We start from the raw sequence: 12686 nt of genomic DNA on the forward strand, positions 1-12686 counted from the left end.
CGCCGCGCCCGGCGGCGGCCCGTCCTCCCACCCACCCACCACGAGGTGCCCCATGCCCCCCGCTCCCACGCCCACCCCCGCCACCACCTACGACGAGCGGCTGACCGCACCGCGCTCCTGGTGGTTCATCGCCTTCCTCTTCGGGTTCTCCATGGCCCTGGTCTTCTTCCCCTTCGGGCTGCTCCCCGCGCTGCTCGCGCTGGCCGTCGGCACCGGCATCGCCGCGTCGACGGTCAGCGCCCAGGGCTCGGCGCGCATCCGGATCGTCGGCGGGCTCCTCGTCGCGGGGGACGCCCGCATCCCGGTGGCCGCCCTCGGCGAGCCGGAGACCCTCGAAGGGGAGGAGGCCCGCGCCTGGCGGACCCACCGGGCCGACCTCCGGGCGTTCACGCTGATGCGCGGGTACGTCCCGACGGCGCTGCGCGTCGAGGTCGTGGACCCGGCGGACCCGACGCCGTACGTCTATCTGTCCACCCGCTCCCCGGAGGCCCTCGCGGAGGCGATCAGGAGCGCGGCGCTCCCCTCCGGACCCAGTGGCGCTACGGGTGGTCCCGCCGGGCCATGACCCGCTGTTCCGCCTCCTCCACCACGAAGCGGGCGGCGGGGTCGCCGTCCGCTCGGCGGACGGCGGCGCGCACCAGGGCGAGGGAGAAGAGGGCGGGTGCGCACGGTGTCCGGTTCTCGGCGGGCCGGTCGGCCGTCCGTGGAGTGCGCGGCCGGCTCCTCGAACAGGGCCCGGCGGGCCGCCGCGTACGGGCTGACCGGGGAGCCGTCGGCGGGCTGGTCGTGATCCCTGGCCAGGCCCTCCTTCGCGGAGGAGTTCCCGTGGTCGTCGTGGGGACCGGCCACCCGGGGGCCGCGGTGCGAGAACAGCGTCTTGCCGTCCCGGCCGGTCCCCAGGGCCGCGTTCACGCCGAAGCCGCAGTCCGTGTGCGCGGGGGTGTCGACGGGGTCCTGGCTCTCCAGGTACTGCTCGCGCGGGGTCAGGCCGTTCTCCTGCGCGCGGTCCACCTTGATCGAGGTGGTGAGGAAGTCGTATCAGTCGGCGTAGACGGCGTCCCGGAGCGCGAGCGTGACGGCCGGGTCCTCCGCGAGAGGGGTGCGCGTGACCACGATCCGCTCGTTGTTCCAGCGGTACGGCTGCCCCAGCGCCTCCTCGCGTTCCTCGGCCTCCTGGATGGCGTGCCGCCAGCCACCGGTCCCGTCCGGGAACTCCACCCGTTCAGGGCGGTACTCGACACGGATGTCGTCCTCCAGGATGGGCCGTATCCCGTCACCTTCGAAGAGGTGACATGGCGTTTCCCCGCCGAGCAGGGTGAACCTGTCCCGCTGAGCCATCGACGCCCCTTTAATGAGTGTGTTCGCGTTGACGTGTGGCACACGTCACGGCGGCCCGGACAGGATACGGACGTGATGTGGTCGAGCACCTGACGATGATCCGGTCGGAGCGGCGGGCCTCGGCGCTCGTCGGCACGGTGGCCGTGTCCCACTACGCGCATCCGGTGGGGGCGCGCCGCGTCCTGCCGGACCTGCGGAACGTCTCCGAGGTCCGCGACCGGTTCACCGGGATCGCCCGGGACCGGCTCGGCTTCGGCGACAGCGTCCCCGTCGACGCGGAGGGCGCCACCCGCGCGCGGTTATGGGCGGGCATCGAGGACTTCCTCGCGCACGGCGCCGAACGGAAGATCCTGTACTGGACGGGGCACGGCTACGACCTGGGCCCGCTGGGCTACTTCCTCGCCTGCGAGGACTCCTGTACCGACGGCCGGTTCGACCCCGGGCGGGCGATCGCCCTGACGGACCTGGTCGACCGGCTGCTCAGCCCCGGTTCCACCGCCGACACCCTGCTGGTCGTGGACGTCTGCTTCTCGCACGGGCACCTGCCCGCCGCGCTCGACCGCGCCCTCTCCGCCGAACGGGAGGGCGTCGGCCACGCCCGGCGGCACCGCAAGGCCGGGCTGGTCGTCGTCGCGACCTCCGGCACGGACTCGTCGGTGCCGGAGGGCCGTTGGGTCGACTGGCTCGAAGAGGTGCTGCGCGCGCCGGAGTTCGTCGCGGCGGACCACGCGCACCCCTTCGACCCGGCCGCGCCGCACCTGCCGGTGCCGTACCTCCTGGAGGCCGTCGACGGCGCCGCCGCGGCCGCCGGCATCGACGAGCCCGCCCAGCGTCCCGCGTACACCGAGGTCAGGGCGCTGCCCAACAGCTTCCTCGACAACCCGTACTTCGTCGAACCCCGGCGCAAGGTGCACACCACGGCGGTGCTGCGGGACCGGACCCCCTGGTTCGGTGCCGAGCAGTTCGGGCTGGAGGACGACGGGCATCTGCGCCGCCACTTCGCCGGGCGGCACGGCGCCCTGAGCCGGGTGGTCCGCTGGATGGACACCCATCCCCGGGGGCTGCTCGCGGTCACCGGTCCCGCGGGCAGCGGCAAGACCGCCCTCCTCGGGCGCCTCGCCCTCACCTCGCTGTCCTCGTGGCGGGACGGTCTCGGGCCCGATCTGCCGCTCGCCACCCTCCCCCGCACCGGTACGGTCCATGCCGCGCTGTCCTGCCGGGGCCGGTCCCTGCACTCGCTGACGGGCGCCCTGTGGCAGGTGCTCGCCGGGCTCGACGGGATGCCGCCGCTGCCCGAGGGGCCGGTGACACCGGACCGCTGCCGCCGCGCGGTCGACGAACTGGTCGCCGCGTCCGGCTCGCTGAACCTGCTCTTCGACGCCCTCGACGAGGCACTGCCCGAACAGGCCCACGAGATCTCCCGCCATCTACTCAACCCGCTGGCCTCGCTGTGGGGCGTCCGGGTCGTCGTCGCCACCCGGCCGCGGCCACGCCGTCGTACCACCGCCCGGGAGGCGGAGGAGACCCTCACGGACACGCTGGACCAGAGCGTGGCCCCGCTGGTGCTCGGCGACGACCAGGAGGCGGGCGAGAGCATCGCCGGGATGGTGGCCTCGGTGCTGGCGGAGGCGCCTCCGTACCCGCACGCGGAGGACCGGGAGTGGATCGCCCGGACGGTCGCCGCCCGCAGCCGGGGCTCGTTCCTGGTGGCGCGGCTCACCGCCCGGTACCTCGCCCGGCGGCCCTGGGCCGTGACCGAGGCCGAGCTGACCCGCTGGATGGACGAGGGCCGCATGGACCTCGGCGAGCGGTTCGCCGAGGAGATCGGGCACCTCGCCGCGCAGGAGGGCGCCGAGCGCGCCGAGGAGGTGCTGCGTCCGCTCGCCGTCGTGCAGGAGCCGGGCCTCGCCCGGCACGGCCCCTGGCTGGTCCTCGCCAACGCCCTCCGGGACGAGGGCAGTTCCGAGCTGACCGCCGGTGACCTGCACCGGGTGGGGCTCGGCGCGGCGGGCGGGATCGTGGTACGGCAGCCCGTCCCCGACAGCCGGGACAGCTCCTTCCATCTGGCGCACCCCAGCTACGGTCCGCAACTGCTGCGGCGGGCCGGGCTCGACACCGCCGAGGCGCACCTCAGGGCCGTGAGCGCGCTGCGCGGACGGGCCTCGGCCGACTGGCGGGCCGCCGACGCGTATACGCTCGGGAACCTCGGGGCCCATGCGGCCGAGGCGGGTCCCGGGCATCTGCGGGCCCTCTTCGAGGACCTGGAGTTCCTGGTGCGGACCGACCCGGCCGTCATGCTGCCGCTGGCCTCCGCGCTCGCCCGCGACTGCGACGGGGCGGCGCTGTACGGGCGGGTCGGCGACGCCTTCCGTGACCTGGACGTCCCCGAGCGGCGGGCGCTGCTGCGGGCCACCGCGTTCGTGAGCCACCGGGAGACGGCGTACGCGCTCCTCGAACGGACCGAGGGTTTCCTGCCCTGGCAGGAGTACTGGACCGATCAGCCGCCGGACCCGCTGGAATGGCGGCTGCCCGCGCCGCTCGGCGGGGCGCGCACCCTGAGCTGGACGGCGGGCGCGGGCGCGACCGAACGGCGGGCCGGGGACACGCTCGCCGCGGGCGGACGCGGCGAGGTCCTGGTCCTGGACGCGGAGTCGGGGCTCCGGCTGCTCACCCGGCGCACCCATGGCGCCGAGCGGTCCCGGGGCGAGGCGCTGGCCGAGGTGCGGGAGGTGGGGACGGGTCCGCACCGGACGACGGTGGCCCGCGACGACCGGGCGGTGTACTTCTGGCGGTCGGGCGCGCGAAGACCCGACTACGCGTACCGCTGGGGCGGGGCGGTGCGGACGCTCGCCGCCGTGGAGCGGGGCGCGGAGACCATCGTGTGGGCCGCCGACGGGCGGCACCTGTGGATGTGGCGGTGGCAGCGGGGGGCGCTGCACCAGCGGGACGAGAGCCTGGCCGACATCCGCACGGCGGACACCGAGCGGCTCGCCGCCCTCGTGCTCGGCCGCCGGGTGTTCCTCCTGGCGGCGGGCCGCCGGGCGGTGCTGCACGAGGTGGACCTGGGTGTCAGGGGCAGCCGGGGGCTGCTCGGCGCCGGTCTCGACCTCGGCGCGCTCGGTCATCCCGCGGTGGCCGCCGCCGCGCTGGACGTGCCCTCGCCGGACGGGCGGCCGCAGGGCTGGCTCGCGGTGGCGGACGGCGGGCGGGTGTCGGTGTGGCTGTGCGAGACGGACGACCGGGCGTGCGGTCCCGTGGAGGCGTCCCCGGTGCACGCGTTCGACTCGCCCGCCCGGGGTCTGGCGTTCGGCCGCTGCGGCGAGGTGACGCTGCTCGCGGTGCAGGAGGGGCTCACCGTCCGTGTCCTCGACCCGGCGGACCCGGGCCGCGAGGCACGGTTCGCGCTGACCGCGCCCGGGGTGGGGGCGCTGGCGTTCGAGCCGAACGGGCAGGGGTCGCTCGCCGTTGCCGACGGCTCCCACATCCGGGTCCTCGGAGTCGCGTCGGCGCTGGGCACCGGCCGCGGTCTGCCGCGCCGCGGCCATGACCAGCGGCCGCTGGTGGCGCTGGCGGAGGCGGGCGGGGAGACGCCGCTGCTCTGCCGGGTGCGGGGTGACCGGGTGCTGGTGTCGCGGCCCGGCCGGGGCGCCCCGGCTTCGGCCCCGGTGGTCGTCCTCGGTCATGTCGACCAGGTCACCGCCGTACGGGCGGAGCGCTGTGCCGGGTCGTGGGTGGTGGTCGCGGCGGCCCGGCGGACGGTCCGGCTGTGGTTGCTGTCCGAGGAGCTGGCCGTACGGGCGGAGCACGATCTGGAGCTGGGCGGGGACGCCGGGAACCGGGTGCCCGCGCTGGGGCTCGTCGTGGACGAGGCCGCCGGTGTCGTGCGGCTGTACGCGGCGGACCGGCAGCGGGTGGAGTGCGCGGAGCTTTCGGTGGGCGGGGCGCGGGGCTGGCGGCGCGGGGGGTCCGTTCCGGCGGGGGTGCGGGCCTGCGGGGTGGACGCGCGGGCGATGACCGACGGGACGAGCTGGCTGGCCGCCGATCTGGGTGACGCGCTGCTGCTCCGGGAGCACCGTGACGGGGGGCTGGCGCGGGCGGAGCGGATCGCGCTTCCCGGGCGCGGGGACACCGGCCCGCAGGTGGGCAGGATCGCGCTCGGCGAGTGGTACGACGCCGAGGAGGGGGAGTCCGTTCCGCTGCTCGCGTGGGTGGACGCCGGGACGGTCGGGGTGGCCGAGTGCGGGGCGGGCAGCGGGAAGCGCCGGACGCTGCCGGGGGACGCGCTCGCGGTGAGCTCGCTGGTCTTCGCCGGTGCTCCGGAGCGGCCCCTGCTCCTCGTGTGCGACGAGCGTCGCGCGCCCGCGGTGTGGGACGTGCGGGCCGGGACCTGGCTGGGCGGTGCGGGGGTGCCCCGGCGCGGCTATCCGGTGCGCGCCGTGGCCGCCGCGCGGGACCGGGGCGGTCTGGTGGTGGCGCTCCAGGGCGACCACCGGTGCGATCTGATCCGGCTTCCGGCGGCCTTCCTCGCGCCCTCGGGGCCGGGGGCTCCGCTGCCCGGAGGGCCGTGAGGCGGCCGGTCGCCGGACCGGGGGTGCGGGCCACGGGGCCGTGTTCCGACCGCGTGTGGGAGGAGAGGGAGTCGCCGTGAGGCACGGCCCTGTGGTGTTCGTCCCGGGATTCCGGGCAGCCGTCCGGCCCGCGAAGGGCGGGACGTGTGGAACCGGTCCCCGCGGGCGTTGTCGCGGCTGTGTGGCCGGGCCCGGGTGATGGCGGAGGTCGCGCCGCCGCCGGGCACCGGCGACGGGCGGCTGCGCGGCGCGGCTCTGGGAGGGGCGGGCGGGGTGGTGAACGAGACGCTGCGCGAACTGGCCCTGACCCTGCCGGGCGAGTGCTGAGGACACGGACGGCGCCGGGGCGGGTGGGAGGACACCGACAGCGCAGGGGCGGGTGGGAGGACATCGACGGCGAGGCACCGGCACCGGCACCGGCCCGGGGAGACCTGGATTTCCCCGCCGGACGGTGCTTCACGCACCGCCCGGCGGATTCCACTCCTTCGTGTGCGCGGACACGTTTCGCCGGGGCGCGCGCCGGGGGCGACCGGAGAATGGAGCAGCCGCCGGGGTGCGCCCGGCGCGTTCCCCTCTCCCGAAAGCACAGGCACATCAGGATGACCACTCCTCAGGCCCACGACCGTGTGCGGCTCGTCTTCTCCCTGTTCGACGCCGACGGCAACGGCGCCATCGAGCCCGACGACTTCACGCTGATGGGCAGCCGGGCCGTCGCCGCGGTACCGAAGGCGGGCGATGCCGCGACCGCCCGGCTGCTCGGCGCGTTCCAGCAGTACTGGAAGACGCTGGAGACCGAGCTGGACTCCGACCGCGACGGGCGGATCAGCTACGAGGAGTTCGAGGCCGTCGTCCTCTCCCCGGAGCGGTTCGACGACACCGTGGACGAGTTCGCCGAGGCGCTCGCCGCGATGGGCGACCCGGACGGCGACGGTTTCGTCGACCGCCCGGAGTTCCTCGCCCTCATGACCGCGATCGGTTTCGAGCGACCCAACATCGAGTCCCTCTTCGACGCCTTCGAGCCGGTCGACGGCGACCGCATCCCGGTGACCACCTGGGCGAACGGCATCCGGGACTACTACCGGCCCGAGAAGGCCGGAATCCCCGGCGACCACCTCACCGACGGCGCCTCCCGGTGACCCGCGTCGCCCCCCGGGGCGCCGAGGGCGAGTTACCCGCCGCGAGGCCCGTGGTCGGGCTCGCGGTGGGCCGGGGCACCGGTCCCGAACTCGCCGACGTCTTCGAGCGGGTGCTCGGCGCCCTCACCTCCGGGCTCCCGCTCGGCGCGGAGATCGTGCGCTCCCCGCGCCTCTACCACTCGTACGTCTCGCTCCGCGCCGAGCCGGACACCGCCCGCGTCCGGGAGCTGACGGCACGGGACGCGGAGCACTACGAGCGGTTCTGCCGCGAGCTGGCCGGGAGCGGCGTCCCGGCCGTCTTCCGGACGGCGATCAACGCGCAGTCCCTGTACCTGGTGCGGCAGCGGCTGCGCGCCGTGAAGGTGGACCTCCTCACCGAGGGACCGGCCTCACTGCTGCTGGTACGGGACCAGGCGCAGGGTTTCTACACGGGTGAGAACCGGCACTCCCCCGGCGAGATCGTCCGCACGACGACCTTCAGCCGGGAGGTCACCGAGGCGGTCGTCGGCTACGCCCTGGAGAGGGCGCGGCAGGAGTGGCCCGAAGGCGGCCCCGACCGGATCGTGCTCGCGTACAAGTTCCATCTGCTCGACGGCGTGTTCGACACCTGGGTGGCCGAGCTCGCGGCCCGGCTCGGGGTGCGGATCGAGGTGTTCCAGCCGGACACGGTCAACCGTAACCTCCTCGCCCACGGCTTCCCGGACCGTACGCTGCTGGTCGCCGGGAACGAGTGGGCCGACATCATGCACGTCGTGCTGCTCGACCGGTTCGGCTCCGACCGGCAGGAGAACCGGTGCACGGAGAACGTCTGCCTCGGTCCCGGGGCGGGCGGTCTCGTCGAGTACCAGACGGTGCACGGCTCCGCCGACGACCTGGCGGGCCGGGACCTGGTCAATCCGGTGGCGACGGTCCGCGCGGCGGCCCTCGTCGCGGAGCGGCACTGCGGGGCCGCCGGTGCCGTCCGGGCCGTGGAGACGGCCCTCGGCGCCCTGGCCGGGCGGGGTGTGGGCACCCCCGACCTCGGCGGTCGGCACACCACGACCGCCGTGGTCGACGCCCTGCTCGACGCCCTCGACCCGCCGGGGGCCGTCACCGCTCCGCACCCGACGGCCCTGGTCGGCGGGGCGTGACCGGGCCGTCCGGAACGGCCCTGGTCGTCGTGGACCTGCAGAACGACTTCTGCGCGACCCCGACGGCACGGGCCCGTTTCCCCGGTGATCCCGCCGTGCTGGACGCCGCCGTCGCCGGTGGCGTCCGGGCCGTGGAGACGGCTCGTCGGCGGGGCGTGGAGGTCGTCTTCGTGCGCTTCCTCGGTGACACCGCGCACCAGGGCCCCAGTTGGCGGTGGCGCGACCGACGGCTGGGGAAGCGGCCGAAGTGCCTGGAGGGCTCCCACGGAGCGGAGTTCCACGCGGTGGCCCCGGCCGAGGGGGAACGGGTCTTCACCAAACGGGCCGCCTTCGACGCCTTCCTCACCGGGGGCTTCGAGCGCCATCTCGCCGAACGGGGCATCGGGCACCTGGTGTTCGCGGGGCTGTTCGCCGACGTGTGCGTGGACTCGACCGCCCGCACCGCCTTCCAGAAGGGCTTCCACGTCACCGTGCTGACCGAGTGCACCACCTCGCTCCACCTTCCGTACGACACCGTCCTCCGCTTCATGCGGGTCCTCTACGGCGCCCGGACCACCACCGCGGACGACCCGGGGGCGTGGACGACACCGGAACCGGTCGCGGGGGCGAAGGGCGCCACCTGGCCGGAGGAGGTGCCGTGCCCGTCACTCCGGGGCTGACCGCCGGTGTGGCGGGGGGCGTGGGCAGGACCGCGCTGCTCGTGGCCGCCGCCCGAGCGATCGAGACGCGTCGCCCCGACGCCCTGGCCACGGACCCGCTCGCGGAGCACTTCGTCCGCGCGGCTCCGGCGTCGGCCGACTGGCCGGTCCACCCGGACCAGGTGCCCCTGGGGGCCGCCGATCCGCTCTGGGGACGCCTCGGCCGGTACTTCGGGCTGCGCACCCGCGCCCTCGACGACCATCTGCTGGACTCCGTACGGACGGGCGTCCGGCAGGTGGTGCTGCTGGGCGCGGGGCTGGACACCCGGGCGTTCCGTCTCGGCTGGCCGCCGGGGTGCACGGTCCACGAGATCGACACCGGGGAGGTGCTCGCCTTCAAGCAGGAGGTGCTCGACCGGGCGGGGGCCGCCCCGGTGGCCGTACGCCGACCGCTCGCGGTCGATCTGCGGGACGACTGGGAACGGGCGCTGCTCGACTCGGGCTTCTCCCCCACCGACCCGACCGCCTGGCTCGCCGAGGGGCTGCTGCTCTATCTCCCGGCCGAGGCCGAGCGGCGGCTCGTCGCCACCGTGGACCGGCTGAGCGCGGCCGGGAGCACCCTGGCGTACGAGGTCAAGGAGATCGCTGAGTCGCCCGGGGTGCGCGCGAACCCGGTGTACGCGGCGGCCCGCGAACGCCTCGGCATCGACCTGCTGGCCCTCTTCGACACCCGGCCCCGGCCCGACTCGGCCGGTGAACTCGCCCGGCGGGGCTGGACCGTGGAGGTCCGCAGGCCGTACGACTTCACCGTCCTGCACGGCCGTGGCCCGCTGCCGGAGCCGGACGACGCCCTCGCGGTCAACCGCTGGGTCTTCGCGTCGGCCGGCTCCCGGCCCGCGCCCTCCCCCGGCCGCTGAGGTACGGGAGCCGGGCGCCGGGTCGGACCGGGCGAGACCTCAGTCCTCGCTCAGGGCTTCGCGGAGGGTGCGGGCGGCGAGGGCGGTCGCGGAGCGGGCGGCTCGGGTGTCGCGGAGGGCGTCGAGCATGACGAAGTCGTGGATGATGCCCTGGTAGCGGACGGCGGTGACGGGTACTCCGGCCGTGCGCAGGGCGGCGGCGTACGCTTCGCCCTCGTCGCGCAGGACGTCGGCCTCGGCGGTGATGACCAGGGCGGGCGGCAGGCCGGTGAGCTGTTCGGTGGTGGCGCGCAGCGGGGACGCGGTGATGTGGGCGCGCTCGGCCGGGTCGGTCGTGTACTGGTCCCAGAACCATCGCATTCCGTCGCGGCGCAGGAAGTAGCCCTCGGCGAACTGGTGGTACGAGGCGGTGTCGAAGCCCGCGTCGGTGACGGGGTAGAACAGAACCTGGGCGCGCAGGTCGAGGCCGCCGCGTTCCTTGGCCATCAGGGTCAGCGCGGCGCTCATGTTGCCGCCCACGGAGTCCCCGGCCACGGCGGTGCGGGTGGCGTCCAGGCCGTGGGCGGTGCCGTCGGTGACGGTCCAGCGGGCGACGGTCCAGTTCTGCTCGATCGCCACCGGGTAGCGGTGCTCGGGCGCCAGGTCGTACTCGGGGAAGACGACGGCCGCGCCCGCGCCGACGGCGAGTTCACGCACCAGGCGGTCATGGGTGCGGGCGCTGCCGAACACCCAGCCCGCGCCGTGGATGTACACGATGACCGGCAACGGGCCCCGCACACCCCGGGGCCGTACGATCCGGGCCCGTACCTCACCGGTCGGACCGCCGGGCACGCTCACCCACTCCTCGTCCACCTCCGGCAGCTCCACCGGCCCGGACTGCACTTCCTCCACGGCCTTGCGGCCCTCGGCGGGCGGCAGCTGGAACAGGAAAGGCGGCTCGTCCGTGGCCCGCACGAACTCCTCCGCGGCAGGCTCCAGCACGGGCACGACAGCGCTGACAGGACTCTGATCGGTCATGATCCGGCCTCTCCTGGAACGTCGGTGGAACGACGGCACGACACCGCCACGAGGGCCCCCGGGCGGGGGCGGTGCGATGACAGTCCACAACGTAGACGCGGGGCGCCGCCGGAGCCGTCCTTGTCCGTGTGCGCCGTGGCGCGCCGCACCAGATCGGCCGGAAACGGACCTCAACCTGTCCGATCATCCGACGGCACCGCCGGTACGGGCTCCGCCCCGGCGGCCGACCGAGTCAGGGGCACGGTGTCCGGGAGACGGGGAGGGCGGCGGGGAGGTCCGCGTGGAGGTCCGCATCCGCACCGGGCCGGGGGTCGCCCCTGAGCCGGCGGTCCGGGTCGAAGCGGAACGGGTCGGGTTAGTGGCGGTCTTGGCGCTGGAACGGATAGGGGCTGTAGACGACGGCGCCCGGGGCAGGCGATGGCCGCCGAGTGCGGTGTCGAACCCGGCGGTGAAGAGCGTCATGACCTGGTCGGTGATCTCGTCGGGATCGAACATCCGGCCGTCCTGGTCGGCGGCGGCCAGGATGGACATCGGGTAGCCCCGGTCCTCGGTCTCGACCCGGCAGTCCCGGACCGTTCCACTTCCTCGACCAGGTGGATCAGCCGTGAACGGGCCGCCGCACAGAGACGGTCGGCGGGTAGGGAAAGCCCGTTGAGGCCGTGGGGCAGGAGCGCCGCCGGTCATCAGGACGAAGTCGCCGACGGTCTCCCGCAGTCCGGCGAGGGGGAGCCTGGCGAAGAGTCCCGATCGGGCTCCCTCCGGCGGTGAGGACCGGCAAGTCGGTCAGCGCGGAACGCGGGCTGTACGGGCAGCCGTTGAGGGTGGCGGGGTCGTACGGAGCGGTCGCGGCCGACCGCTCCAGCGCGCTGTCGGGGACGCTGAGGTCCTCGGCGTATCCGGCCCTGCCGGTCGGGCCGGGTCGGCTTCGCGGTGTCGTCACGGAGCACGGCGAATGCCCGGACGAGCGGGACGCCACTGCCGGGAGCACCAGGGAGGTCGAAGAGCCCACACAGGGCGAGAACCGTCCGACGCCCTCAGGCTCCGGCAGGAAGCTCCACCGCTCACCGATGTGATCGTCGAGGATCAAGGTGAGCACCAACCACTTCGCGGTGGCGAGCAGTTCGGGCCCGAGAGCGACATGTCCCCAGCTTCTGGAGGCGAGATCAAGGTGGCCCTGCGCCAGATAGTGCGCGGCGGCGGGAGCGTCGAGCACACCGGAAGCAACCAGCCAGGCACGAACCGCCGCGTGAAGGACGTCGGCGCGCGGTGCGGCAGGGGGACGACAACGGCCCGCTGGGGAGCGGCAGCCCAGCAGCGCGCTGAGCCGGTTCGAGCCCAGCGAAGCAGGAGGCGGCGAGGGAGCCAGGGCTCACGGCCCGCGACCTGGCGTTCATGGGTGGCCAGGCGGAGCGATGTTCTGGACGACAAGCCCCTCACGGCGCGCGGGGCGAGGTCAGACTGACCGATCAGGACCGAAGCCCACCGTAGACACCGGTCACCCACCCCGCACTTCGACAGTGGACTCCCCACCGCATCTGCCAGAATGGACCCGCCCCCCAAGCCTCCACAAACAGCAAAGAAAAAGCAAAGGCCTCCAAAAAGCGCAGGTCAACAAGTCTGCTCCCCGCGCAAGCGGGGGTGTTCCGGACCGATGAGCACCGACACTGCGCCCGGAGGCCTGCTCCCCGCGCAAGCGGGGGTGTTCCGTCATACATGGCATTCACGGCCAGGGCCACGGTCTGCTCCCCGCGCAAGCGGGGGTGTTCCGTTGCCAGCACAGCTTGCATTGAGCGCCCCTGGCTGCTCCCCGCGCAAGCGGGGGTGTTCCGGTCCGCGACGGCCTGGAGCGCGCGCTCACCGGCTGCTCCCCGCGCAAGCGGGGGTGTTCCGCCCCGTACGGGGTTGAGCGAGTAGCCCACGGACTGCTCCCCGCGCAAGCGGG

General features: G+C 74.7%; 9 protein-coding genes and 1 CRISPR repeat array (1 of these 10 only partly in view). Of the genes, 7 read left to right on the forward strand and 2 right to left on the reverse strand.

The window, feature by feature from the left end; all coding sequences use genetic code 11:
- Positions 1-52: 52 nt before the first annotated feature.
- Complete coding sequence (locus tag ACIO92_RS02360; protein ID WP_366445097.1) at positions 53-565, forward strand: DUF3093 domain-containing protein; 513 nt, start codon at positions 53-55, stop codon at positions 563-565.
- A gap of 473 nt (positions 566-1038) precedes the next feature.
- On the opposite strand, the gene ACIO92_RS02365 is transcribed toward ACIO92_RS02360, so the two are convergent.
- Positions 1039-1338, reverse strand: a complete 300-nt coding sequence (locus ACIO92_RS02365) for a hypothetical protein (RefSeq protein WP_402281189.1) — start codon at positions 1336-1338, stop codon at positions 1039-1041.
- Between the two features lie 77 nt (positions 1339-1415).
- Here ACIO92_RS02365 and ACIO92_RS02370 point away from each other — a divergent pair, with 77 nt between their 5' ends.
- The 6 genes from ACIO92_RS02370 to ACIO92_RS02395 all read left to right on the forward strand — a co-directional run bounded on the left by ACIO92_RS02370 (position 1416) and on the right by ACIO92_RS02395 (position 9727).
- Positions 1416-5906: a peptidase C14 caspase catalytic subunit p20 gene (locus ACIO92_RS02370; protein ID WP_402281187.1), complete on the forward strand. Its 4491-nt coding sequence runs from the start codon at positions 1416-1418 to the stop codon at positions 5904-5906.
- 198 nt (positions 5907-6104) lie between these two features.
- The gene (locus tag ACIO92_RS02375) at positions 6105-6233 is read left to right on the forward strand and encodes a hypothetical protein (protein WP_366445094.1); all 129 of its coding nucleotides are present in this window, start codon (positions 6105-6107) and stop codon (positions 6231-6233) included.
- Between the two features lie 272 nt (positions 6234-6505).
- Entirely contained in the window at positions 6506-7042 is a 537-nt protein-coding gene (locus tag ACIO92_RS02380; RefSeq protein WP_366445093.1) for an EF-hand domain-containing protein, read from the forward strand.
- Positions 7039-8172 carry an isocitrate/isopropylmalate family dehydrogenase gene (locus tag ACIO92_RS02385; protein WP_366445092.1) on the forward strand — a complete coding sequence of 378 codons (1134 nt, stop codon included), beginning with the start codon at positions 7039-7041 and terminating at the stop codon, positions 8170-8172. Before ACIO92_RS02380 ends, ACIO92_RS02385 begins: the two co-directional genes overlap by 4 nt.
- Positions 8169-8831: a cysteine hydrolase gene (locus ACIO92_RS02390; RefSeq protein ID WP_366445091.1), complete on the forward strand. Its 663-nt coding sequence runs from the start codon at positions 8169-8171 to the stop codon at positions 8829-8831. The genes ACIO92_RS02385 and ACIO92_RS02390 overlap by 4 nt, the downstream gene beginning before the upstream one ends.
- Positions 8810-9727: an SAM-dependent methyltransferase gene (locus ACIO92_RS02395; RefSeq protein WP_366445090.1), complete on the forward strand. Its 918-nt coding sequence runs from the start codon at positions 8810-8812 to the stop codon at positions 9725-9727. The genes ACIO92_RS02390 and ACIO92_RS02395 overlap by 22 nt, the downstream gene beginning before the upstream one ends.
- Positions 9728-9766: 39 nt before the next feature.
- Here the strand turns inward: ACIO92_RS02395 and ACIO92_RS02400 are convergent, their stop codons facing one another.
- Complete coding sequence (locus ACIO92_RS02400; RefSeq protein WP_366445089.1) at positions 9767-10744, reverse strand: alpha/beta hydrolase; 978 nt, start codon at positions 10742-10744, stop codon at positions 9767-9769.
- Positions 10745-12361: 1617 nt separating this feature from the next.
- Positions 12362-12686: direct repeats of the CRISPR family, unit length 29 nt; unit sequence CTGCTCCCCGCGCAAGCGGGGGTGTTCCG (it continues 680 nt past the right edge of the window).

This window comes from Streptomyces sp. NPDC087215 (genome assembly GCF_044744885.1).
In the GTDB taxonomy this organism is placed as follows: Bacteria; Actinomycetota; Actinomycetes; order Streptomycetales; family Streptomycetaceae; genus Streptomyces.